Genomic DNA, 23495 nt, shown 5'->3' on the forward strand with positions numbered 1-23495 from the left:
CGGCCGGCGACCGGCCGGGGCCACCCCCGGCAGGGCTCACTTCCCCCGGGCGGCGTCCTTGAGCTTGGTGCCCGCGGAAATCTTCACGCTGTACCCGGCGGGGATCTGGATGGGCTCGCCGGTCTGCGGGTTGCGGGCGGTGCGGGCGGCGCGCATGGTCCGCTCGAAGGTCACGAATCCGGGAATGGTGACCTTCTCGTCTCCCTTGGCAACGACCTCCCCGACGGTCTCGGCAAGCGCCGCCAGCACAGAATCGGCGTCCTTCCGGGTCACCCCGGCGCGCTCGGACAGAGCGGCCACCAGCTCACTGCGGTTCATAGTTTTCGTACTCCCGTGTTCATCTTGCCATTGAGGCGTGAGATCGAAGCCGATGCTGCCAGGGCCCACTGACAGTCCCGGGACCGGGGCCGTCTTGAGGGCCCCTCGCGCCCGGTTACGCATCCTGCCCCTACGCGCGGCGGGAAGGCCAATCGGCGTCCCCGGGGGTCGGGGTCCGCCGCCTCCCGGTCACCCTAAGGGTGCGTCACACGCGGGTGGCAACCGACTCGCCGCCCGCGGCCTGCCCCGCGTGTGCCGCCTCCCGGACGGCGCCCGCCACGGCGGCCGGGACGCGCTCGTTGAAGACGCTGGGCACGATGTAGTTGGCGTTCAGCTCCTCCTCGCCCACCACGTCCGCCAGCGCCCGCGCCGCGGCCAGCATCATCGCGTGGTTGACCGTGCGCGACTGCGCATCGAGCAGGCCACGGAAGATGCCTGGGAAGACGAGAACGTTGTTGATCTGGTTGGGGAAGTCGGAGCGACCTGTGGCGACGACGGCCGCGGTCTGGCGGGCCAGGATCGGGTCGATCTCCGGGTCAGGATTCGCGAGCGCGAAGACGATGGCGTCGTCCGCCATCGTCGCGACGTCGGAGGCGCTCAGCACGTCGGGGGCGGAGACCCCGATGAAGACGTCCGACCCGGCCACGGCGTCGCGGAGCGTGCCCGTGACGCCCTCGGGGTTGGTGTTCTCGGCGATCCAGCGCAGCGGCGAGTCGCCGTCGGCCGCCACCAGGTCGGGGCGCCCGGCGTGCACGACGCCGTGGATGTCGGCCACCACCGCGTGGCGCACGCCCGCGGCGACCAGCAGCTTGAGGATGGCGGTGCCGGCCGCGCCCGCGCCGGACATCACCACCCGCACCTCGCCGAGCTCCTTGCCCACCACGCGCAGCGCGTTGTGCAGCGCGGCGAGCACGACGATGGCGGTGCCGTGCTGGTCGTCGTGGAAGACGGGGATGTCCAGCGCCTCGCGCAGCCGCGCCTCGATCTCGAAGCAGCGGGGCGCGGAGATGTCCTCGAGGTTGATCCCGGCGAAGCCGGGGGCGATGGCCTTGACGACCTCGACGATGGCGTCGGTGTCCTGGGTGTCCAGGCAGAGCGGCCAGGCGTCGATGCCGGCGAAGCGCTTGAAGAGGGCGGCCTTGCCCTCCATGACCGGCAGAGCGGCGGCCGGGCCGATGTTGCCCAGGCCCAGCACGGCGGAGCCGTCGGTCACCACGGCGACGCTGTTGCGCTTGATCGTCAGCCGCCGCGCGTCGTCCGGATTGGCCGCGATCTGCGTGCAGACGCGGGCCACGCCCGGCGTGTACACCATCGAGAGCTCATCACGATTGCGAATGGGGTGCTTTGACCTCATCTCAATCTTGCCGCCCAGATGCATCAGGAAGGTCCGGTCCGAGACCTTGCCGATGGCGACGCCCTCGATGCCGCGCAGCTTCTGGACGATCTCGTCGGCGTGCGCGGTGGAACTGGCCGCGATCGTGACGTCGATGCGCAGCTTCTCGTGTCCGGAGGCGGTCACGTCCAGGCCGGTGACGGTGCCGCCTGAGGACTCCACGACGGTCGTGAGCTGGCTGACCGCCGTGCCGCTGGCGGGAACCTCCAGCCGGACGGTCATCGAGTACGAGACGCTGGGCGCGGTTGCCATGGCCGACTTCCTTCGTTCCTTCGCGTAGCGCTTCGGTGCGCTTCCGGTCGGACCAGCGTATGCCGGGATGCGTGTCGGCCAGACTTTGTGGTCATAAAGCTTGTGATCGTTTAAAGGCACCGACCCGCCAGCTCGCCTCGCGGCAAGTGGTCGCTCGCAGCGACAAAGGTTGGGCCCGGGGGCATGGAACGGGCCGGCGCCTTCCCCAGGCTACAGGTCCCTGGCCGGGCAGGCCAACGACGCCGGCCGGCCACCGGCCGGAGATCCGGGGGGTCCGGGGGTCCGGGGGTCCGGGGGTCCGAGGGCGGAGCCCCGGCGGTCAGTCGCGCAGCAACGCCGGCACGCCGGCGGCGTCCGGCGCGTCCGCCGGGACGGCGAGCACCACGAGGCGCTGCGTCGCGCGCGTCAGCGCCACGTACAGGACGCGCGGCCCCGCCGGGGACTCCGCCGCGATCTCGCCGGGCGCGACGACGAGCGTCGCGTCGTACTCCAGGCCCTTCGCCTCCAGGCTGCCGAGCACCACGAGGCGGCCGTCCCCCAGCCCCGCCAGCCAGCCCCTGGCCTCCTCGCGGCGGGCCATCGCCAGGACCACCCCCACCGTCCCCGGCACCTCGTCCAGCAGCCGCTTCGCCGCCTCCCGCACCGCCTCGCCCAGACCGGCCCCGCCGTCCGGCGCGGCGGCGAACGCCGGCTCGACGCCGGTGGCGCGCACCGCTCGGGGCGCCCGGGCACCCGGCATGGCCAGCCGCAGCACGCGGTCGGCGACGGCCGCGATCTCGGCGGGGTTGCGATAGTTCACGGTCAGTTCGAAGCGTCTTCGCTGCCGGTTGCCCAGCGCCGCGTCCCGCTCCCTCGTGGCCTCCTCCGGCGCGGCCCAGGAGCTCTGCGCCGGGTCGCCGACGATGGTCCAGGTGGCGCGCCGCCCCCGCCGCCCGACCATGCGCCACTGCATCGGCGTGAGGTCCTGGGCCTCGTCGACGATGACGTGCGCGTAGTCGGCGGGCTGTTCCGGGCGTTCGCGCGGCTGGGGGCGGGCGCCGCCGCCGGCCAGGCGTTCGGCGTAGGTCGTCAGCTCCTCCAGGCCGCTCAGCTGCTCCAGGGGGTCGAGCGGCCCGGCCTCGCGCGCCGGCTCGGGCCGGGCCGGGGCGCCCAGCAGCACCCGCAGCTCGTCCAGCAGCGCGACGTCGTGCACGGACAGCCCCGCGCCGTCGGCGGTGACCCGCCGCAGCGAGCGCGCGAGCTGCCGCACCTCGCCCTGCCGCAGCACCCGCCGCGCCCAGCGGGCCAGCCGCCGCTCGTCGGCGCAGGCCCGCAGCACCTGAAGCGGCGCGACCTCCGGCCACCACGCGGCGAGGAAGTCCCGGAAGACGTCCTCGGCGCCGATGTCCTCGAAGAAGGCCTCCCGCGCCTCCTCGGCCAGCTCCGCCTCCGGGTAGCGCCCCGGCCCGCCGGACTTGCGCCACAGCGCCTCCAGCAGCAGCCGGCGGGCCCGGGGCCGCAGCAGGTTGACGGGCGCGGTGCCGCCGAGGGTCTGCTCGCGCACCTCCGCCAGTTCCTCGGCGTCCAGCTCGACGCGGCTGCCGAACGCCACCACCCGCAGCCGCCGGGGCGCCTGGGCCGCGTCGGCCACGCCGCGCGAGGCCCGGTGCAGCACCCGCGCCATCCGCGCGGACCCCTTCACGCGCGCGACGGCCGGCTCGTCGTAGGAGTCGGCCTCCACGCCCTCCACCAGGGAGCCGAGGGCCCGGATGACGACCTGGCCCTCCTCGCCGAGCGCGGGCAGCACGCCCTCGGTGTAGGAGACCAGCAGCGGGGTCGGGCTGACGATGAGGATGCCGCCGGCGTAGCGCCGCCGGTCCTGGTACAGCAGGTACGCCGCCCGGTGCAGCGCCACGGCCGTCTTGCCGGTGCCGGGGCCGCCGGTGACCTCGGTGACGGCGCCCGCGGGCGCGCGGATGACGCGGTCCTGCTCGGCCTGGATGGAGGAGACGATGTCCCGCATCCGGTGGCCGCGGGCACGGCCGAGCGTGGCCATCAGCGCGCCGTCGCCGACCACCGGCAGCTCGGCGCCGTCGAGCAGGGCCCGCAGCCCGGGGCGGAGCAGGTCGTCCTCGACGCCGAGCACCCGGCGGCCCTTGCTGCGGATGACGCGGCGGCGCACCACGCGCCCCGGGGCGACGGGCGTGGCCCGGTAGAAGGGGGCGGCGGCGGGCGCGCGCCAGTCGATGACGAGCGGCACGTACTCGGCGTCGAGCACGCCGAGGCGCCCGATGTGCAGCGTCTCGGCGATATCGGCGGTGTCCCCGCCGTCGGTGACCCGGATCGCGTCGTCGGCGGGCTCGACCGAGGTGTACGCCCCGTCCGGGCCGCGCTGGCCGTCCTTGCCGGCCAGCAGGTCGATCCGGCCGAAGAGGAAGTCCTCGAACTCGCTGTTGAGACGGTTCAGGTGGAGCCCGGCCTGGAACACCTGGGCGTCTCGCTCGGCCAGCGCGCCCGGCGTTCCCACCTGGACCCGGCGGGCGGCGTCGGCCACCAGGAACTCCGCCTCGTGGATCTTCTCCTCGAGGCGGCGGTAGACCGCCTCCAGATGGTCCTGCTCGTGGCGGGTCTCCCGATCTCGCACGCTCTCCACCGCTTCGGCCCCCTGTTCTCTTCGGTCGGCAGGGCGGCCGTCCACCGTACGCGAGATCGGGGCGGTTTGCGCACACGGAACGGCAGCGTCCCGCTCATTCGCCGTACTTGCGCCCCTCCAGGGTGGGGTCGAGCGCGAGCCGGTAACCGCGCTTGACCACGGTCTGGATGAGCATGGGCGCGCCCAGCGCGGTGCGCAGCCGCGCCATCGCCGTCTCCACGGCGTGCTCGTCGCGGCCCGAGCCCGGCAGCGCGCGCAGCAGCTCGGCGCGGGGCACCACCCAGCCGGGGCGGCGGGCCAGCAGCCGCAGCAGCGCCATGCCGGCGGGCGGCACCGGCCGCAGCTCGCGGTCGACGATGACGGCGTGGCCGCGGATCTCCAGGTGGCGCCCGGCGACCGGCAGCCGGCGGGCGCGGGCGGGCAGCTCGTGGCAGAGCAACTGCACGAGCGGGCCGAGCCGGAACCGCTCGGGGTGGCAGGTGGGCACCTCGCGCGCCTGGAGCGGCAGGGCGGTGACGGGCCCGACGCAGGCGGGCAGCACGTGCTTGCGCAGCGCGGTCAGCAGCTGGTCGGCGACGCCGCGCTCCTCGGCGCGTTGCAGCAGCGAGGCGGCGGCCGGTCCCGAGGTGAAGGTCACGGCGTCGAGGGCGTGGCAGAGCACGGCGTCGATGAGCCGGTCCACGGGCGCGATGTCGGTGGGCGGCATCCAGCGGTAGACGGGCACGTCGACGACCTCGGCGCCGGAGCCGCGCAGCGCCTCGATGAAGCCGGGCAGCGGCTCGCCGTGGAGCTGGAGGGCGATGCGGCGGCCCTCGACGCCCTCGTCGAGGAGGCGTTGCAGCACCTCGGCCATGGACTCCGAGGCCGGCGACCACTCCTCGATGAGGCCGGCGGCCCGGATGGCGCCGCGGACCTTGGGGCCGCGGGCGAGCACCTCGGCCTTGGCGAGGGTGCGCAGCAACGCCTCGCCCAGGCCCCAGCCGTCGGCGGCCGAGACCCAGCCGCGGAAGCCGATGGCGGTGGTGGCGACCACGACGTCGGGGGCGTGCTCGATGAGCTGGCGGGTGGCCGCCATGAGGTGGTCGTCGTCGGCGAGCGGCACGATGCGCAGCGTGGGGGCGTGCTGGACCTCGGCGCCGCGGCGTTTGAGGAGGGCGCCGAGCTCCTCGGCGCGCCGCGCGGCGGTGACGCCGATGGTGAACCCCGCGAGCGGCCGGATCGCCGGCTCGGGGTCGGCGGCGTTCGCGTGCGCGGGGGTGGTCAGGTCGTGGTGGTGCTGCATTCTCGTATCCGCTCCGCCCAGAGTCATCGAGACGCGGAAGCCGAGCCTGTCAACGGGTAGTGACAGGCTCGGTTCCGCCGGGTTTCCCGGGCGTTACGCCCGGCGGCTCCCCCAATCCCGCGGATCACACGCCCGCGTACGCCGGCTGCCGCTCCGAGGACCCGTCCGCCTCGGCGGTCTCGGCCGGCGTCGCGGCGGGACGCCGGGCGCCGCGCAGGTATACGGCCCAGGTGACCACGAAACAGGCGGCGTAGAAGGCGAGGAAGGAGGCGAAGGCTCCGGTGCCGGTGCCTGCGGTCTCGAAGGACTGGCGGAAGGCGAGGTTGATGCCGAGGCCGCCGAGGGCGCCGACCGCGCCGATCAGGCCGATGGCCGCGCCGGACAGGCGGCGTCCGTAGGCGGCGGCCTCCTCGCCGGTCAGGCCCAGGGCGTCGGCCTTGGCGCGGTAGATGCCGGGGATCATCTTGTACGTCGAGCCGTTGCCGAGGCCGCTGAGGGTGAAGAGGCAGATGAAGCCGACGAGGAAGACCGGCAGCGACTCCTGCACCGAGGCGGCGATCACCACGCCGGTGGCGGCCGACATGCCGGCGAAGGTGTAGAGGGTGATCTTCGCGCCGCCGTACTTGTCGGCGAGCCAGCCGCCGAAGGGCCTGATCAGCGAGCCGAGCAGCGGGCCGATGAAGGTGACCGAGGCGGCCTGGAGCGGGGTGCGGTCGAACTGGTTCTGCAGCACCAGGCCGAAGGCGAAGCTGTAGCCGATGAAGGAGCCGAAGGTGCCGATGTAGAGGAAGGACATGATCCAGGTGTGGCCGTCGCGCACGGACTCCTTGGCGGCCCCGGTGTCGTTGGTGACCGGGCCGAGGTTGTCCATGTAACGCCAGGCGAGGACGGCGGCGACGACGATCAGCGGGGTGTAGGCCGCGAGCAGCACCCGGGGGCTGCCGTCGCCCGCGGTGGCGATGACCAGGAGGCCGGCGAGCTGGACGACGGGCACGCCGATGTTGCCGCCGCCGGCGTTCAGGCCGAGGGCCCAGCCCTTGCGGCGCAGCGGGAAGAAGGAGTTGATGTTGGTCATCGAGGAGGCGAAGTTGCCGCCGCCGACGCCGGTGAGCACCGCGACCAGCATGAAGGTGGTGTAGGAGGTGCCCGGCTCCATCACGAGCCAGGCGGCGGCGGTGGGCAGCAGCAGCATCGACGCCGAGATGACCGTCCAGTTCCGCCCGCCGAACTTGGCGACCGCGAAGGTGTAGGGCACCCGCACGCAGGCGCCGACCAGGGTGGCCACCGAGACGAGGAAGAACTTTCCGGCCGGGTCGATGCCGTACTCGTCGCCCATGAAGAGGACCAGGACCGACCAGAGGGTCCAGATGGAGAAGCCGATGTGCTCGGCGAGGACGGAGAAGACCAGGTTGCGGTTGGCGATCTTCTCGCCCTTCTCGCGCCAGAAGACCTCGTCTTCGGGGTCCCACTCTTCGATCCAGCGCCCGCTTCGGCGGCGGGGGGCTGCGGTCTCCGGGGCTGACATGTGGGCCTCCAGGGTGCTCGGGCAGTGAGCGTTCAAGGGTTGTACGGGGAATCGGAGGAGTGGTCGTGCTGCCCGAAGGTAGGGAGGCCGCGTTTCGGTGCTGTGGCGGTAGGTGACGCGGACGAAACCTTGCTCTCACCCGGCTCGGCCGGTGGAGGTGAGCGCGGGGGGGAAGGGTGGGGGGCGCGGGCCGGGGGCGGCGCGCCCGCCGTCCGTCGACGGTACCCGATGCGGCCGGCCGCCGGGGGTGGGACGCCGGCCGGGTCAGCCGACCCGCGCGAGCATCCCGGGCATCGGCGCCGGGCCCAGGTTGGTGCTCTTGGGCGGCATGCCCGTGCCGTTGGCCGCGCCCGACCAGATCTGGTCCCAGGTCGGCGGCGGCAGGATCAGCCCGACCTCGCCGGGCTCGGGGTACTGGCCGGTGAAGCGGGGCGCGGGCACGACGCCCTGGTCCTCGCAGAGCATGGGGATGATCACGTGGTCGCTGATGGCGGCGGGCAGCTCCACCCACTCCGGCGGCAGGAACCGCAGCCGCCCGGCCATCGCCGTGGGGGAGATCTCCGACACGCCCCACGCCTGGCCGCCGCCGGTCAGCAGGAAGGCGCCGCGGGGCGGCAGCGGCAGCGGGCGCCCGCCGACGCGCTCGCTGACGCGGGCGATGCGGGAGGCGGTCCGCACGGCCTTGCCGATGTCGAGGCCGGGCACCACCCGGTGGGTGGCCCGCAGCGTGAGCGGGAAGTGGCGGTGGTCCACGACGAGGGCGAGCAGCCGGTCACCGGCCGCGCCCGGATGGGCGCGGTGCAGCCGGCGGGCGGCCTCCAGGCGGTGGTGGCCGTCGGCCAGCAGCACCGGCGGCAGCGCCGGCGGGTCGGCGTTCCAGCGGGCGTCGCACGCCCACAGCCGCTGGATGCCGCCCTCCGGCGTCTTCAGCTCCTGAATGACGGGCTCATCGATCGTGCGGTCGATGCACTCCTGGAACGAGCCCAGGTCGGGCGCGGCCAGCAGCAGCGGCTCGATGGTGCCGCCGCGCTGCTGGAGCAGGCGGGTGTGCAGGGTCACGTCCGACTCCCCCACCTGCTGGTGGCGCAGCACGTGCCCGGTCTCCACGCCGTGGAGGCTGAGCGCACCGATCACGCCGCGTTGCTCGACCGCACCGGTGCGGTCCCGGCGTTCGAGCACGTAGTAGCTGGAGCGGCCCAGGGGCTCGGCCAGTACGCCGTGGAAGGGGAGAAGCAGATCTGTCCGTGGGGCCGGCGTTCCGGGAGGAATCGTGCCGGGGAACAGCTCAGGCGGCAGAATGCTCCTCCTCCTTCGGAGACGCCGAGCGCGCCTTCCCCTTGGACCCCTTGGTGACCGCCACCGGACCCACCACCGGACGCAGCAGGTCCAGCGCCTTGCGCAGCACCGCCTCCAGCTCCTCGGGGCTGTCGGCGACGGCCGTGACATAGCCATGCCCGGCGACCCGGCTGGTGGCCTCCGGAACATGACTGCCGAGGGGAACGGTGATCTTCAGGCCGGTCACCCCGGCGAGCGACCGCGCCTCGGCCGAGCCCGGCACGGCGCGGAGCTGGCCGGGCGGCAGCCGCAGGAAGCGGATGCCGGCGAAGCGGCCGCCCGCGGCGGGCGCGGGCTCGGGCACGGGGAGACCCAGCACCGTGGCGATGGTGTGGGCGGCGATGTCCGTGCCGGTCGCGGTCAGGAGCAGGTCCGCGACGCAGTCGGCGCCCGGATGGGCATGGGACTCGATCAGCCGTGGCCCATGGGTGGTGAGGACGACCTCGGTCTGCGAGGGGCCGCTGCGGTGGCCGGCGGCGCCCAGGGTGGCGGTGACGAGCTCGTGTATCCGAGCCCTGACGGGTTCGTCGAGATCCGCGGGAAGGTCGTACCCGGTCTCGGCGAAGTCCGGCGCGCCCGTCGTGTACTTGCGGCCCACCGCGAGGATGGTGTGTTCCCCGGCGTGCGAGACCGCCTCCACGCTGTACTCCGGGCCGTCGAGGAACTCCTCGACGATGAGGGCGGGTTCGCCCGGCAGCCCGGCGGCCAGGACGGCTGCGTCGGCGGGGCCGCGCAGCAGGTGGACGTCCTGGCCGCCGGAACCGGTGCGTGGCTTGGCCACGCAGGGGTAGCCGACGCGATCGGCGACGGCCACCAGGTGCGCGGCTCGGTCACAGTGCTCATACCGCACGGGGGAACGGGTGAGCTGGTTGACCTTGCCGCGCAGGGCCGCCTTGTCCGTGAGGTACGCGACGGCCGCATGGGGATTGCCTGGAAAGCGCAGGGCCTCGTTGGCCCTGGCCGCGACGAGCGCGCTGGCCTCGGTGAAGCCGAAGACTGACGCCCTCGCGAGGATGTCCGCAAGATGGCCGATGGCCATCATGAGCTGGGGGTGATCGGTCCAGTCCACGGTCAGGGAGCCGTCCGCGGCGGCGACGGCCTTCCGGATGCGCGGGGCGGAGAGGTCGGGCGCGAGCACCAGGGTGCGGGCGCCGACCCGCTTGGCCGCCTCGACGACCTCGGGCCGCGGGCTGAGCAGGACGGCAAGCGGCAGCTGGGGCGTCATGGTGCCGCCTCCTTGTCCGTGGGGCGTCCTTCGAGCGGAGGAACCCCGGGTTGATTCAGGCCAGGCCGGACCGCTTCGTTGGCCGCCGGGCCGTGGCCGGGCGTACGGGGGTCGAACAACGCGGTATCACCGCGGTGAGTGGCGTCGGAGTCCTTTCGGCCGCGCGGCCGGCTCTAGCCCCACCCAGTGGTAAGGGGCTCCGCGCTCTTGGTTACGGCGGGCCCGCTCTCCGGTTGCGCGGCGACCGTCTTTGCGGTGGCGACGCCCCCCGAGACCACTACGATGAGCAAAGCCGAGGCTACGCTCAGAGCAATCTTCTTCACGGGTTCCCTCTTCCGTGTCCACATGGCCGAACATCAGTGACATGCTGGTGCAGTTGATGCTCACAAGCATGGGTAGCGAAGTCGAGAGCGTTCCTATGGCATTATCTCGCCTGTCAGGTTGACGCCAGGGGCTGGCTGACGTCGTTCAAGGAAGTAGAACGTGCAGGAAACCGGCGAAATAGACGCGGCCACGGCCCGTGTCTACCGACTTCGTGTCATCCACCCCACCGACTCCGTGGAACAGATTGCCGCGCGTGCGGGACTTACCCCGTCTGAGACGGCCGAAGCCGAGTCCCGGTTGTCCGCCCTGGGCCTCCTGCGCCCCTCCCCCACCGGCGGCCAGGTCGCCGTCAGCCCCGAGACCGCGGCGGACACGCTGCTCGCCCCGATGGAACAGGACATCCTCCAGCGCCGCATCGCCATGGCCGCCACCCGGGCCCGGCTGCACGCCCTGTCCGGGGACTACCTGGAGGCCCGCAGCATGCGCTCCGCGAAGAGCAGCATCGAGATCGTGGAGGGGATGGACAACACCCGGGCCGTCATCGACGACCTCGCCCGCACCTGCTCCGAGTCGATGGACGCGCTCGTCCCGGGCAGCGGCCTGAGCGAGGCGGCCGTGGAGGCCGCCACCCCCCTGGACATGGAGATCCTCGAACGCGGCGTCAAGATGCGCAGCCTGCTCCAGCACAGCGCGCGCAAGAACCGGGCCCAGGTCCGTCACGTCAGCATCATCACCGCCGCGGGCGCCCAGGTGCGCAGCACCAGCGTGCTCCCCTCCCGCCTGCAGATCTACGACCACAGCTGCGCCGTCCTCCCCCTGGACCCCGACCGAGCGGCAGCGGGCGCCGCGTTGATCCGCGACCCTACCGTGCTCAGTTTCCTGCAGCAGCTCTTCGAGCACTACTGGGACCGCGCGCTGGAGTTCACGGCGGAGGAGCAGCGTGACGGGCCGGAGCCGACCGAGGTCGAGCAGGACGTGCTGATGCTGATGGCGGCGGGCAAGAAGGACGAGGCGATCGCCCACCAGCTGGGCATGTCGCCCCGGTCGGTGAGCCGCATCGTCGCCCGCCTGATGGAGCGCCTGAACGCCGAGAGCCGCTTCCAGGCGGGCGCCCGCGCGGCGCTGAACGGCTGGCTGTCCGATGACTGAACGCCCGCCTCGGCTGCCGTTCGACGCGATGTGACCCGTTGCTACCATGGCCGCGCCAGCCGTGACCGCGCTGGAGGAAGCGGATGCCTGACCAGGACACCAGCGATATCGCCGACATAGAAGCGGACATACACGCGCATCTGGCCGAGATCGCCGAGATCGACGCCGTGGCGGTCCGCGTATATCAGCTCCGGGTGGCGCACCCCACGGATCTCGTCGCCCAACTCGCCGAACGCGCCGGCCTTCAGGTCGCCGAGGTGGCCCGGGCCGAGCGGCACCTCGCCCGTCTCGGCCTGCTCCAGCCCTCCCCCGGCGGGGGCTGGGTCGCGGTCAACCCCGAGAGCGCGGCGGAGTCGCTGCTCGCCCCGGTCGAGCAGGACATCCTGGAACGCCGCATCACCATGGCCGCCACCCGCGAGCAGCTCCACGCCCTGTCCGGGGACTACCTGGAGGCCCGCGGCATGCGCTCGGCCAAGGGCAGCATCGAGATCGTCAAGGACCTCGGCAACATCCGGTCGGTCATCGACGACCTTGCGCGCACCTGCGCCTCCTCCATCGAGGTGCTCTCGCCGGGCGGCGGGCAGAACGAGGAGGCGATGCGCGCGGCGCTCCCGCTCGACCTCGACGTGCTCGGGCGCGGCGTGCGACTGCGGATGCTGCTCCAGCACAGCGCGCGCGGCCACCGGGCCACCGCGCAGTACGTGGAGACGATCGTGGCCGCTGGCGCCGAGGTGCGGTGCACCGGCGTGCTGCCGTCGCGGATGCTCATCTACGACCGCCACTGCGCGGTGCTGCCGGTGGACCCGGAGCACACGGGCGTGGGGGTGGCGCTGATCCGCGACACCTCGGTGATGGGCTTCCTCGGGCGGCTCTTCGCGCACTACTGGAGGACGGCCGAGGACTTCCTGGCGGACCCGGAGTGCGATGAGGCGGCGCCGCCGGAGGAGGTGGGCGGTGAGCTGCGGGGCATCGAGCGGGACGTGCTGCTGCTGATGGCGGCGGGCAAGACCAACGAGGCGATCGCGCTCCAGCTCGGCATCTCCCGGCGCTCGGTGAGCCGCCTGGTGGGGCGGCTGATGGACCGTCTGGGCGCGACCAACCGCTTCCAGGCCGGGGCCCGCGCGGCCAGGCTCGGCTGGCTGGCGTCGGTGCCTCCGGCGTAGCGGCGGGGACCCGCGCCCCTCCCTGGTCTCAGGTCCCCGCGTCGTCCCCGAGCAGGCGGCGGTCGGCCTCGGGCAGCCATGCGCCGGCGGGGCGGCGCAGCCATCCGCCCTCGGCGGCCAGTTCGCGGGCGGCGTCGGTCAGCGCCGTGAGCCCGGGGTGGCGCAGGCCGGCGCCCCAGACCATGGAGACCGGGGAGAGCGCCACCGGGTCGGTCAGCGGCCGGAGCACCATGCCGGGCACGCCCGTGAAGACCTCGCTGGCCAGCACCGACCAGCCCTGCCGGCGCACGATGCGGCGGAACTCCGGTTCGCCCTCGATCCGGGGGAAGGGTGCGGCGAGGGCGATGCCGCGTCCGGCGAAGAGGCGGCGGGCGAAGTCGGTCCACTCGGCGGTGTCGGCGTTGCCCGCCCCGGCGTAGAGCGTCTCCCCGGCGAGCGCGGCCAGCGGCACCGCCTCGCGCCGGGCCAGCGGGTGGTCCTCGGGCAGCAGCACCGCCACCCGCTCGTAGCGGATCAGGCGGTGCTCCAGGCGGGAGCGCGACGCCGGGTCGAGCCCGGCGAAGCGGCCGAAGGAGACGTCGAGGCTCCCGGCGCCGATCTCGGCGGCGGCCCGGGTGAGGCCGCTGTGGAAGCGGGCGACGAACTCCCGCTCGGGGGCGGCCCGGCGGGCGGCGTTCAGCACCCGCTGCCCGGTGGAGACGGGGGCGCCGACGTCGACGACGAGCGGCCGGCCGGCCCCGGAGCCGACGGCGGCGGCCAGATCCTCGTACGCGGCCAGCACGCGGCGGGCCTCGGGCAGCAGGCGTTCGCCCTCGGGGGTGAGCACCACGCGGCGGGTGCTGCGGACGAAGAGCGTGGTGTGCCACTCGCGCTCCAGGCGCCGGATGTCGCGGCTGAGGGCCTGCTGGGCGAGGTAGAGGCGGGTGGCGGCGCGGGTGAAGTGCAGCTCCTCGGCGACGGCGACGAAGGCGCGCAGCAGCCGTGGCTCGGTGTCGCGGGAGGAGGAGCCCATGGGCGCCATTCTCCCTGGGTGGCGCCGATTCACAACTCTGCCGTGTTAATCGGACCCGGACAGGTGTTGGACGGCGTGGGCGGGCGGCGGCGAGTGTTCTGGCCATGCCGCGCTCCGCACGTTCCCCGCGCTCCCACGCCGATGAGCCGCGCCGCGCGCCGCTGCTGGGGCTCGTCGGCGGGACGCTGATCGCCGCGTTCCCCGATCCTCCGGAGCCGCCTCCGGGGCCCGGACCCCGGAGGCGGCGCGCCGCGCGCCGGCGGGGCCCCTACGCCCGGCTGTTCGCCGCGCCCGGCGCGCTCGCCTTCACCGTGCCGAACGTGGTCGCCCGGCTGCCCATGGGCATGTTCGGCGTCTCCGCCGTGATCATGATCACCGCACGCCACGGCTCCTACGCGCTGGCGGGCTCGGTGGTGGCCGCCGGCCTGCTGGCCTCGGCGGTGGCCGGGCCGCTGGTCGCGCGCCTGGTGGACCGGCACGGCCAGGCCCGGGTCGCCGTCCCGGCGGCGGCGGTGTGCGCCGCCGGCCACCTGGCGCTGGTGGCATGCCTGCTGCTCGGCGCGCCGGTGTGGGCGTACTACGGCTGCGCGCTGCTGACCGCGGCGCAGCCGAACACGGGCGGTCTGTCCCGCGCCCGCTGGGCCCGCATCTACCGCGAGGATTCGCGCGAGCACACGGCCGCCCGGCACGCCGCGAACTCCTTCGAGCAGGCCGTGGACGAGCTGTGCTTCCTCGGCGGGCCGGTGCTGGCGACGCTGCTGTGCACGCGTCTGTTCCCGGAGGCGGGCACGCTGGCCGCGGCCGCGCTGCTGCTCGGCGGGATGGTGGCGTTCGCCGCGCAGCGCGGCACCGAGCCTCCGCCGCGCCCGCGCGCGCCGGGCGGGCGGCGGCCGGGGCGCATACCGGGCCTGGGCGCGCTGATGGTGACCTTCGGCTGCACCGGCGTGGTCTTCGGCGCGGTGGAGGTGGTGACGATCGCCTTCGCGGACGAGCGCGGGCAGCGGGCCTGGGCCGGGCTGGTGCTGTCGGCGCAGGCCGCCGGGTCGGCGGTGGCGGGGCTGGCGTTCGGACTCGCGCGGTTCTCGGGTTCGGTGCGGGCACGGTTCACGGCGTGCGTGGCGGCGATGGCGGTGCTGATGAGCGTGCCGCTGGCGGCCTCGCGAACGGGGGAGCTGGCCTGGCTGGCGCCCGCGCTGCTGGTCGCCGGGATGGCCACGGCCCCGACGATGGTCACGGGGATGACGCTGGTGCAGCGCCTCACCCCGCCGGACCGGATCAACGAGGGCATGACGCTGGCGGTGACCGCGCTGCTCGGCGGCGTCGCGCTGGGCGCGGCGGCCGGCGGCTGGGCCGTGGACACCGTGCACGGCGCGGCCTCTGGCTACTGGCTGCCGGCCGGCGCGGCCGCGCTCGCGGCCGCCGTCGCCGCCGCCGTCAGGACAGGCCGCGCAGGAAGCCGGCCGCGACCGGGCCCGCGTCCGCCCCGCCGGAGCCGCCGCCCGTGAGCACCACGGCGAACGCCAGGTCGCGTTCGCCGAGGTACCCGACCATCCAGGCGTTGGTGGACAGCTCGCCGTTCTCGTCGGTGAACTCGGCGGTGCCGGTCTTGGCGTGCGGCTCGCCGGGAACGCCGTCCAGCGCCGAGGCCGAGCCCTCGGTCACGGTGTCGCGCATCATCGTGCGCAGCGCCTCGTACGTCCCGCCGCTCAGCTCCGCCGTGGCCCCGTGGGGCTCCTCGACGGCGGCGGGCACGAGCACCGGCTGGTGGAAGCCGCCCTCGGCGACGGTCGCGGCGACCGAGGCCATGACGAGCGGGCTGGCCTGCACCCGGCCCTGCCCGATCAGCGAGGCGGCCAGCTCGTTCTCGCTCTCCGCCGCCGGCACGGCGCCGTCGAAGGTGACGGCGCCGACGGTCCACTCCGAGCCGATGCCGAACGCCTGCGCGGTCCGGCTGAGGGTGTCGTTCTCGAAGCGGTCGCGGTTGTCGATGAACGCCGTGTTGCAGGAGGCGGTGAACGCCTCGTGCAGCGTGGTGTCCGGGCCCAGCTCGAACTCGTTCTGGTTCTCGAAGACCTGACCGTCGACGTTGACGAACTGCGGGCAGCCGAGGGCGTCGCCGGGCGCGGTGCCGCCCTCCAGCAGCGCGGCGGCCGAGAGGATCTTGAAGGTCGAGCCGGGCGCCATTTGCCCCTGCAACGAGAGATTGAAGCCGCTGGAGGGCCAGTCGGCGGAGGCCAGGATGTGCCCGGTGGAGGGCCGCACCGCGACGATCGCGGCGTCCTGGTCCAGGCCGTCGAGGGCGTTCTCGGCCGCGCGCTGCACCGCCGGGTCGATCGTCGTCCGCACGGGCGCGCCCGCCTCGCCGCCCTCCTGCTCATACAGGGTCTCCACGGCGCTCCCCGATTCCCGGTCCGCGATCACCACGGCGGCGGCCGGGGTCCCGGCGAGCTGCTCCTCGTACCGGCTCTGCAGGCCGGAGGTGCCCTCGCCGGTCTCCGGGTCGACGCCGCCGACCAGCGGGCGGGCGGCGTGCGCCAGCGGCTGGGTGTCCTCCTCGAACTGGAGCCCCTCGGTGGCGCGCAGCTCGGCGGCGTGCTCCTGGTAGGCCTCGTCCCGCAGCGTCACCACCGGCACCGCCTGGTTGGGGTCGGCCGTCTCCACCTCGGCGGCGAGGTCCTCGGTGTCGATGCCGGCGTCGAGCCCGTCGAGCGTGGCGTAGGCGGCGTCGGGGTCGCTGAGCAGCGCGGGCCAGATGCTGATGTGCCACACCTTCGCGGACCCGGCGAGCTGGCTGCCGTCGGCGGCGAGTATCGGCGCGCGCTCGGGCTCCTCGGTCGTGAGCACCAGGGTCTGCCCCTCGGTGAGCTCGGGGTGCACGAGCGTCGACTCCCAGTGCAGGGTCCAGGCTTCCTCGCCCTCCCGGACGGAGGCGGCGGAGTCGTACGACCACTCCCCCACGCCCTCCAGCGTGAAGGTGGCGGTGAAGGGGACGGTCATGCCCTGCCCGTCCTCGCCCGTCTCCTCGCCCGCGTCGTCGGCGATCTCGAAGCTGAGCTCCTCCGGCCGCGTGTTCGTCCGCACGGACTCCAGCAGGGACAGCGCGGACTCGGGGTCGTCGGTGCGGTCGGCGGCGTTCCGCAGCTCGCCGGCGGCCCAGGCGTCGAGGAACGCCTCGGTCTCCGCCCGCGCCGCCTCGGCCCGCTCGTCGCCGCCCCCGCCGCGCAGCAGCACGAAGGCGCCCGCCGCGGCCACGAGCGCGAGCGCGACGACGCCGGCCACGATCATCCTGTTCCGTCTGCCGGCACGCCGGCTCCCGGCCGGCCCCCACCCCGCCCCCGGTGCGCCCGGTGCGCCCGGTGCGATGTTGCTCCCCATATTCCCCATGCGCGCACACTACCGCCCGGAAATGACAACGGCCCCACCGCCTGGGGCGGTGGGGCCGTTGTCAAGGTTCCAGTGGAGATGGCGGGAATCGAACCCGCGTCCAACGGAGCGGAAGGAGGGCTTCTCCGAGCGCAGTCCGCTGTGCTTTTCTCAGCCCCGGAGATCACGCGGACAAGTCTCCGACGGGCTCAGTCACTGTTAAGTGTCCCGGTTGCTCCCGTGACCGGAGCAAACGGTGAGTTCCCTAGCTGATGCCAGGTACCGGGTCGGGAACGACCCCGGGCTGACACTTCGCAGGTCGCTGCTCAGGCAGCGAGGGCGAAGGAATCGCGCTTGTTGTCGGCGATTATTTTTTTGCGGCACATGGTTAACGAGATCATTGCCGCGTTCCTCGGCTCGCTTCCCCTGCTTCGACATCCGCTGTCGAAACCGATCATCCCCCTGTTGAGTTAAGAACCTCCGCCAGTATACGTCACCGGCGCTGCCTGCGGCGAGCGGCGGAGATGGCCCGCTCGGCCTCGCGCCGGTCCTGCTGCTCGCGCAGCGTCTGCCGCTTGTCGTACTCGCGCTTGCCTCGCGCCAGGGCCAGCTCGACCTTGGCCCGGCCGTCCACGAAGTACATCTGGAGCGGCACCAGGGTGACGCCGGTCGACTGGGTCTTGCCGATGAGCTTGTCGATCTCGGAGCGGTGCAGCAGCAGCTTCCGCTTGCGCCGGGCGCTGTGGTTGGTCCACGTGCCCTGCGCGTACTCGGGGATGTGCACGTTGTGCAGCCACAGCTCGCCGCCGTCGAGCTGCCCGAAGCCGTCGACGAGGGAGGCGCGGCCCTGCCGCAGCGACTTCACCTCGGTGCCGGTGAGCACGAGCCCGCACTCATAGGTCTCCAGGATGTGATAGTCGTGCCGCGCCCGCCTGTTCTGCGCGATGAGCTTGCGACCGGTCTCCTTAGCCATAACCCAGCCAGTCTACTGGCGCGAGACGCGCGGTCAGCCGGTTTAACGGCCCGCGATGCCGGCGATCAGGACAGACCGCCGAGCACGATGCGGGCCTCGGCCTCCGCGTCCTCACCCGGATCGACGACCAGATCGGGGGCGATGCCGACCTCGTCGATGGCGCGGCCCGAGGGCGTGAGGTAGTGCCCCACCGTGAGCTCCGCCACCGAGCCGTCCGGCTGCTCTCTCGGCATCTGCACCGTGCCCTTGCCGAAGGTGCGGGAGCCCACGATGACCGCCCGGTTGCGGTCCTGGAGGGCGCCGGTCAGCATCTCGGCCGAGCTCATGGTGCCGCCGTCCACCAGCACCACCAGGGGCGTGCCGGTGTCGCCGCCGCGCTCGGCGTGCAGCGCGTGCTGCTCGCCGCGCACGTCGTAGGTGGCGACCAGGCCGCCGTCGAGGAAGACGGAGGCCGCGGCGGCGGCCTCGGCGAGCAGCCCGCCGGCGTTGCCGCGCAGGTCGAGCACGATGCCGTCGCCCGCCGGGACGCTCTCCACGGCGGAGCGCAGCTGCTCGGCGGAGCCGCGCGTGAAGGAGGAGACGTGGATGCGGGTCACGCCGGGGGCGTCCCGTGTCACGGTCACGGTCTCGGTGGTGAGCCGGGCGCGTTCGACCTCGACCTCCCAGTGGCGACCGTCGCGCTCCAGGCCCAGCAGCACGGTGCTGCCCGGGCCCGCCCGCTCCGGCCGGTCGCTGCCGCGCAGCCGGCTCACGGCGTCGGTGACGGGGTCGCCGTCGAGGCGGTCGCCGTCGATGGTGCGGATCTCGTCGCCCGCGAGGACGCCGGCGCGCTCGGCGGGGCTGTCCTCGTGGACCTCTCTCACCTCGATGCGGCCGTCGGGGGTACGCGTCACCGCTATCCCGGTGCCGACGTACTCGCCTTCGAGGCCGGACTGCAACTCGGCGTACTCCTCGGGCGAGTACACCGCGGCCCAGCGGTCGTCCTCGCCGACCAGCGCCTCGGCCTGCCCGGCGTCGCCCTCACCGCCGCCGCGCGCGTCCTGCGGGGTGCCGCCCATGGCGGACAGCTCCGTGCCGTCGGCGCCCGGCGGCCAGGAGCCGGTTGCGGCCCCGGTGACGAGGACGCTCGCGAAGACACATGCCAACACCGCGCCCCGGCGGGCCGGAAGGAGTGGAGCGGATCGGGGCATGCTGCGGAGTGTAGGACAGATGGAGAGGACGTACGGGAGATGAACGTCACGGCGCGCGGGGGATAAATCACACCCGAACTACACCTTCAGATACTTGCGCAGAGCGAAAAAAGCTGCAAGGGCGGGCATCAGCGCGCCGACCGCGAGGACGAAGGGCAGCACCTCGATCACCGCGTCCCAGCCGACGAAGGTGATGAGCGGGATCTCCTGGGCGAGGAAGTTGTTGATCATGAAGTACTTGACGCCGACGAGGAGTCCGCAGGCGAGCACCGCGCCCATCACGCCGGCGATCGAGGCCTCCATGATGAAGGGGAGCTGGATGTAGAAGCTCGACGCGCCCACCAGCCGCATGATCCCGGTCTCGCGGCGGCGGCTGAACGCCGAGACGCGCACGGTGTTGACGATCAGCAGCAGCGCCACGATGAGCATCAGCGCGAAGAGGCCGAGAGCGGCGTAGTTGACGCCGTTCAGCAGGTTGAAGAGGTTCTCCAGCAGGTCGCTCTGGTCCACCACGTCCTGCACACCGTCGCGCCCGGCGAAGGCGGTGGAGACCACCTCGTACTTGGTGGGGTCCTCCAGTTTGACGCGGAAGGAGTCCTGCATCTGGTCGGGCGTCACCACGGCGGCGATCGGATTGTCCTCCTGCTGCTCCTGGTAGTGCTCGAACGCCTCCTCCGCCGTCTCGTAGTAGACCTCGTCGACGATGTCGAACTCCCTGAGCTCGGCCTCGATCTCCCGCTTCTGCTCCTCGGTGGCGGCGCCCGTGGAGCAGTTGGGGTCGGACTCGGCGTCGTTCTCGTTGCAGAGGAAGATCGACACCTCGACCCTGTCGTACCAGTAGTCCTTCATGCTGTTGACCTGCTCGCGGGCGAGCAGCGAGCCGCCGAGCAGGGCCAGCGAGAGGGCGACCGAGACGATCACCGCGAAGGTCATGGTGAGGTTCCGGCGGAGACCGACGCTGATCTCCGACAGGACGAAGTGGGCGCGCATGACGACGGCCTTTCCGTGAGGGCGTGGGCGTGCGAGAGCCGGAGGGGATCAGTGCTGGTAGCCGTAGACGCCGCGCGTCTGGTCGCGGACGAGTCGGCCCTTCTCCAGTTCGATCACGCGCTTGCGCATCTGGTCCACGATCTGCGCGTCGTGGGTCGCCATCACCACGGTGGTGCCGGTGCGGTTGATCCGGTCGAGCAGCTTCATGATGCCCACCGAGGTCTGGGGGTCGAGGTTGCCGGTCGGCTCGTCGGCGATCAGCAGCATGGGGCGGTTGACGAAGGCGCGCGCGATCGCCACGCGCTGCTGCTCACCACCGGACAGCTCGCCGGGCATCCGGTCCTCCTTGCCGCCGAGGCCGACGAGGTCGAGCACCTCGGGCACGGTCTTGCGGATCTGGCCACGGGACTTCCCGATGACCTCCAGGGCGAACGCCACGTTCTCGGCGACGGTCTTGTTCGGCAGCAGGCGGAAGTCCTGGAAGACGGTGCCGAGTTGGCGGCGTACCTGCGGCACCTTCCAGTTCGACAGCCGCCCGAGGTCCTTGCCGAGGATGTGGACGCTGCCGTGGGTGGCGCGCTCCTCGCGGAGGATCAGCCGCAGAAAGGTGGACTTGCCCGAACCGGAGGAGCCCACGAGGAAGACGAACTCGCCTCGTTCGACCTCCAGCGAAACGTCGCGGAGCGCCGGAGCGTTCTGCCGAGGGTATGTCTTGGAGACGTTGTCGAATCGAATCACGGTTACACCATGCCGGGACTGGGTACGAGCGGGAGGCTCCCCCCTCGCTGGGGCAGACCATACGCGAAGCGCGCGTACGGGCGCAGGCGCCGAACGCCTGCTGGGGGGTCTGTCCCGATTCGCACCGGCCCGAAGCGTTCCCGGCCGGAGCCTGGCACAGTAGAGACCGAGGGGGAAGTGAGAGGAGACTTGTCCATGACCGCCGACTGGCTGGTGTGCGCGAACTGCGCGGGGCGGGTGAGCGAGGGCCGGTGCTCCGTGTGCCGGGCACAGCTGGCGCGGCTGCGCGCCGAGCGCGGGCCCTGGGCCGTTCTCAGCAGCCCGGGGGCGCTGGTCGCCCTGCTCCTGACCCTGGCGGCCGTCGCGCTGCTGGTGACGCGGCCCGCCTGAGCCGACGCGAGAACGGGCCCGGAGCGACTGCGCGCTCCGGGCCCGTTACGCCGTGCCGTCTGCCGGCCGGCCCTGGTGGTGTCAGGCCGGGGTGACGTTCTTGTTGATCAGACGCGGCAGGTAGCGGAAGCCGACGCCGCCCGCGATCATGGTGGCGGCGCCGATGATCAGCAGCGTCTCGTTGCTGGAGGAGCCGGTCTCGGCCAGTTCGCCGCCCTCGTCCTCCTCGGCGGGAAGCTCCTCGACGGGAACCTCCTCGACGGGCACGTCGCCCTCGGTCGGCGGCTCCTGCTCGATCGGGCCGCTGCTGCTGCCCTGGTCGGCGGGCTCCGGCTCGTTGCCGGAGACCGTGCCCTCGTCCACGCCGCCGGTCGCGCCCTGCGAGGTGGCGCCCTCGTCGACACCCTCGTCGGTGCCTTCGCTGGTGCCCTCGTCGGTACCGGCGTCGGTCCCCTCGTCGGTGCCTTCGCTGGTGCCCTCGTCGGTGCCGGCGTCGGTTCCCTCGTCCGTGCCTTCGTCGGCGCCCTCGTCGGTGCCTTCGCTGGTGCCCTCGTCGGTACCGGCGTCGGTCCCCTCGTCGGTTCCCTCGTCCGTGCCTTCGTCGGCGCCCTCGGAGCCCTCACTGGAACCCACGATCAAGCCGACCGCCGTGCCCTCGGACTCGCTGCCCTCGGCGACACCGACGGCGACGCCCTCGGTGCCCTCGGAGCTGCCCGAGATGATGCCGGCGAGGGTGCCCCCGCGGCTGGTGGGCTCCTCCGTCTTGGTCGACGCCTTGTCGCCGGCCGATGCCGTACCGACGATGGCGAGGGAGGCCCCGGCGGCGAAGACCGCGGCAGCGGCGACCCGCGCCACGTTGGCCCGTGTCTTGGGACTGGCCATGTATGCACTACCCCCTGTAGCTGATCACTTCGCGACAGCTTCCTAGGTTGTCTCTGTCTCTTGGCACAGCCTCACGCAAGGGAGTGGTGGTGCCGGGGGCTTGTCCGTTGCTCCTACGCGCCCCTTGCGCAACACGCACCTCACAACATAGGCAGGCCAGGCGGCAAGCTTTCCTGTTGATCCGACAGGCGTCAAGTTGGGATGTCCCTTAAATAACGCATCCCGCGTGGAAGTTGCGTGAAAGTTACTTGTCCCGCTGTTTGCGCCAGCGGATGCCGGCCTCGAGGAAGTCGTCGATGTCGCCGTCGAGTACGGCCTGCGGGTTGCCCACCTCGTGCTCGGTGCGCAGGTCCTTGACCATCTGGTACGGCTGCAGCACGTAGCTGCGCATCTGGTTGCCCCAGGAGTTGCCGCCGTCGCCCTTGAGGGCGTCCATCTTCGCCTGCTCCTCCTCCCGCTGACGGGCCAGCAGGCGGGCCTGCAGGACGCGCATCGCGGCGGCGCGGTTCTGGATCTGGGACTTCTCGTTCTGGCAGGAGACGGTGATGCCGGTGGGCAGGTGCGTGATGCGGACCGCGGAGTCCGTGGTGTTCACCGACTGGCCGCCGGGGCCCGAGGAGCGGAAGACGTCGACGCGGATCTCGTTCTCCGGGACCTCGATGTGGTCGGTCTGCTCCACGACGGGCAGCACCTCCACTCCGGCGAACGAGGTCTGGCGGCGCCCCTGGTTGTCGTACGGCGAGATGCGCACCATGCGGTGGGTGCCCTGCTCGACGGAGAGGGTGCCGTAGGCGTAGGGGGCCTTGACCGTGAAGGTCGTCGACTTGATGCCCGCCTCCTCGGCGTAGGAGGTGTCGAGGACCTCCGTCGGGTAGCCCCTCCGCTCGGCCCAGCGCAGGTACATCCGCTGGAGCTGCTCGGCGAAGTCCGCCGCGTCGACGCCGCCGGCCTCGGCGCGGATGCTGACCATGGCCTCGCGCTGGTCGTACTCGCCCGACAGGAGGGTGCGCACCTCCAGCTCGTCCACGGCCTTCTTGACCGCGACCAACTCCGCGTCGGCCTCGCGGCGGGCCTCCGCGTCGCTCTCGGACTCGGCCAGCTCGAAGAGCACCTCCAGGTCGTCGATGCGCGCGCGCAGCTCCTCGACCTTGCGCACCTGGCCCTGAAGCAGCGAGAGCCTGCTGGTCACCTGCTGGGCGCTCTCGGGGTCGTCCCACAGGTTCGGGGAGGCCGCGCGCTCCTCGAGCGAGGCGATCTCGTCCCTCATCGTCTTGAGGTCCAGGACGGCCTCGACCGACTCCATGGTGGAGCTGAGGGACTTCAGAGCTTCGGATACATCGACGACTGCCACATCCCCAG

Annotated in this window: 19 protein-coding genes and 1 other RNA gene; 4 read left to right on the forward strand and 16 right to left on the reverse strand. The window is 72.8% G+C overall.

Annotated features, from left to right (window positions below):
• Window positions 1-36: 36 nt before the first annotated feature.
• The 7 genes from ACTWQH_RS24065 to ACTWQH_RS24095 all read right to left on the reverse strand — a co-directional run bounded on the left by ACTWQH_RS24065 (window position 37) and on the right by ACTWQH_RS24095 (window position 9962).
• Window positions 37-318 carry an HU family DNA-binding protein gene (locus ACTWQH_RS24065; RefSeq protein ID WP_443288809.1) on the reverse strand — a complete coding sequence of 94 codons (282 nt, stop codon included), beginning with the start codon at window positions 316-318 and terminating at the stop codon, window positions 37-39.
• Window positions 319-523: 205 nt separating this feature from the next.
• Window positions 524-1963, reverse strand: coding sequence for an NAD-dependent malic enzyme (locus ACTWQH_RS24070; protein WP_443288810.1), 1440 nt, complete (start codon window positions 1961-1963; stop codon window positions 524-526).
• Window positions 1964-2282: 319 nt separating this feature from the next.
• Window positions 2283-4640, reverse strand: coding sequence for a HelD family protein (locus tag ACTWQH_RS24075; RefSeq protein WP_443288811.1), 2358 nt, complete (start codon window positions 4638-4640; stop codon window positions 2283-2285).
• A gap of 49 nt (window positions 4641-4689) precedes the next feature.
• Entirely contained in the window at window positions 4690-5877 is a 1188-nt protein-coding gene (locus ACTWQH_RS24080; RefSeq protein ID WP_443288812.1) for a uroporphyrinogen-III synthase, read from the reverse strand.
• Between the two features lie 124 nt (window positions 5878-6001).
• On the reverse strand, window positions 6002-7402 hold the full coding sequence (locus ACTWQH_RS24085) for a nitrate/nitrite transporter (RefSeq protein ID WP_443288813.1): 1401 nt from the start codon (window positions 7400-7402) through the stop codon (window positions 6002-6004).
• Window positions 7403-7666: 264 nt separating this feature from the next.
• The gene (locus tag ACTWQH_RS24090) at window positions 7667-8701 is read right to left on the reverse strand and encodes a DUF1015 family protein (protein WP_443288848.1); all 1035 of its coding nucleotides are present in this window, start codon (window positions 8699-8701) and stop codon (window positions 7667-7669) included.
• Window positions 8688-9962, reverse strand: a complete 1275-nt coding sequence (locus tag ACTWQH_RS24095; RefSeq protein WP_443288814.1) for an ATP-grasp domain-containing protein — start codon at window positions 9960-9962, stop codon at window positions 8688-8690. The genes ACTWQH_RS24090 and ACTWQH_RS24095 overlap by 14 nt, the downstream gene beginning before the upstream one ends.
• A 621-nt stretch (window positions 9963-10583) precedes the next feature.
• Between ACTWQH_RS24095 and ACTWQH_RS24100 the strand changes: the two genes are divergently transcribed.
• On the forward strand, window positions 10584-11435 hold the full coding sequence (locus ACTWQH_RS24100; protein ID WP_443288815.1) for a LuxR C-terminal-related transcriptional regulator: 852 nt from the start codon (window positions 10584-10586) through the stop codon (window positions 11433-11435).
• Window positions 11436-11518: 83 nt separating this feature from the next.
• On the forward strand, window positions 11519-12598 hold the full coding sequence (locus tag ACTWQH_RS24105) for a LuxR C-terminal-related transcriptional regulator (RefSeq protein ID WP_443288816.1): 1080 nt from the start codon (window positions 11519-11521) through the stop codon (window positions 12596-12598).
• A gap of 28 nt (window positions 12599-12626) precedes the next feature.
• On the opposite strand, the gene ACTWQH_RS24110 is transcribed toward ACTWQH_RS24105, so the two are convergent.
• The gene (locus ACTWQH_RS24110; protein WP_443288817.1) at window positions 12627-13610 is read right to left on the reverse strand and encodes a LysR family transcriptional regulator; all 984 of its coding nucleotides are present in this window, start codon (window positions 13608-13610) and stop codon (window positions 12627-12629) included.
• A gap of 104 nt (window positions 13611-13714) precedes the next feature.
• On the opposite strand from ACTWQH_RS24110, the gene ACTWQH_RS24115 reads away from it, so the two are divergent.
• Window positions 13715-15115 (forward strand): MFS transporter, encoded by a 1401-nt coding sequence (locus ACTWQH_RS24115; protein WP_443288818.1) that lies wholly within the window; start codon window positions 13715-13717, stop codon window positions 15113-15115.
• Here the strand turns inward: ACTWQH_RS24115 and ACTWQH_RS24120 are convergent.
• The 6 genes from ACTWQH_RS24120 to ftsE form a co-directional block, all read right to left on the reverse strand.
• Entirely contained in the window at window positions 15045-16895 is a 1851-nt protein-coding gene (locus ACTWQH_RS24120) for a penicillin-binding transpeptidase domain-containing protein (protein ID WP_443288819.1), read from the reverse strand. The two genes, ACTWQH_RS24115 and ACTWQH_RS24120, sit on opposite strands and share 71 nt — an antisense overlap.
• 169 nt (window positions 16896-17064) lie before the next feature.
• Window positions 17065-17435: a transfer-messenger RNA gene (gene ssrA / locus ACTWQH_RS24125) on the reverse strand.
• Between the two features lie 31 nt (window positions 17436-17466).
• Entirely contained in the window at window positions 17467-17946 is a 480-nt protein-coding gene (gene smpB, locus ACTWQH_RS24130) for an SsrA-binding protein SmpB (protein WP_443288820.1), read from the reverse strand.
• 65 nt (window positions 17947-18011) lie between these two features.
• A complete protein-coding gene (locus ACTWQH_RS24135; RefSeq protein ID WP_443288821.1) occupies window positions 18012-19136 on the reverse strand; it encodes a S41 family peptidase in 1125 nt (374 codons plus the stop codon).
• Between the two features lie 78 nt (window positions 19137-19214).
• A complete protein-coding gene (gene ftsX / locus ACTWQH_RS24140; protein ID WP_443288822.1) occupies window positions 19215-20126 on the reverse strand; it encodes a permease-like cell division protein FtsX in 912 nt (303 codons plus the stop codon).
• 48 nt (window positions 20127-20174) lie between these two features.
• Window positions 20175-20864, reverse strand: a complete 690-nt coding sequence (ftsE, locus tag ACTWQH_RS24145) for a cell division ATP-binding protein FtsE (RefSeq protein ID WP_443288823.1) — start codon at window positions 20862-20864, stop codon at window positions 20175-20177.
• 195 nt (window positions 20865-21059) lie between these two features.
• Between ftsE and ACTWQH_RS24150 the strand changes: the two genes are divergently transcribed.
• Window positions 21060-21254 (forward strand): hypothetical protein, encoded by a 195-nt coding sequence (locus tag ACTWQH_RS24150; RefSeq protein WP_443288824.1) that lies wholly within the window; start codon window positions 21060-21062, stop codon window positions 21252-21254.
• A gap of 81 nt (window positions 21255-21335) precedes the next feature.
• Here the strand turns inward: ACTWQH_RS24150 and ACTWQH_RS24155 are convergent, their stop codons facing one another.
• Window positions 21336-22136 (reverse strand): LPXTG cell wall anchor domain-containing protein, encoded by an 801-nt coding sequence (locus ACTWQH_RS24155; RefSeq protein WP_443288825.1) that lies wholly within the window; start codon window positions 22134-22136, stop codon window positions 21336-21338.
• Between the two features lie 244 nt (window positions 22137-22380).
• Window positions 22381-23487, reverse strand: a complete 1107-nt coding sequence (gene prfB, locus ACTWQH_RS24160; protein WP_443288826.1) for a peptide chain release factor 2 — start codon at window positions 23485-23487, stop codon at window positions 22381-22383.
• Window positions 23488-23495: the final 8 nt, after the last annotated feature.

This window comes from Streptomyces sp. 6N223 (genome assembly GCF_052246635.1).
GTDB lineage: Bacteria > Actinomycetota > Actinomycetes > Streptomycetales > Streptomycetaceae > Streptomyces.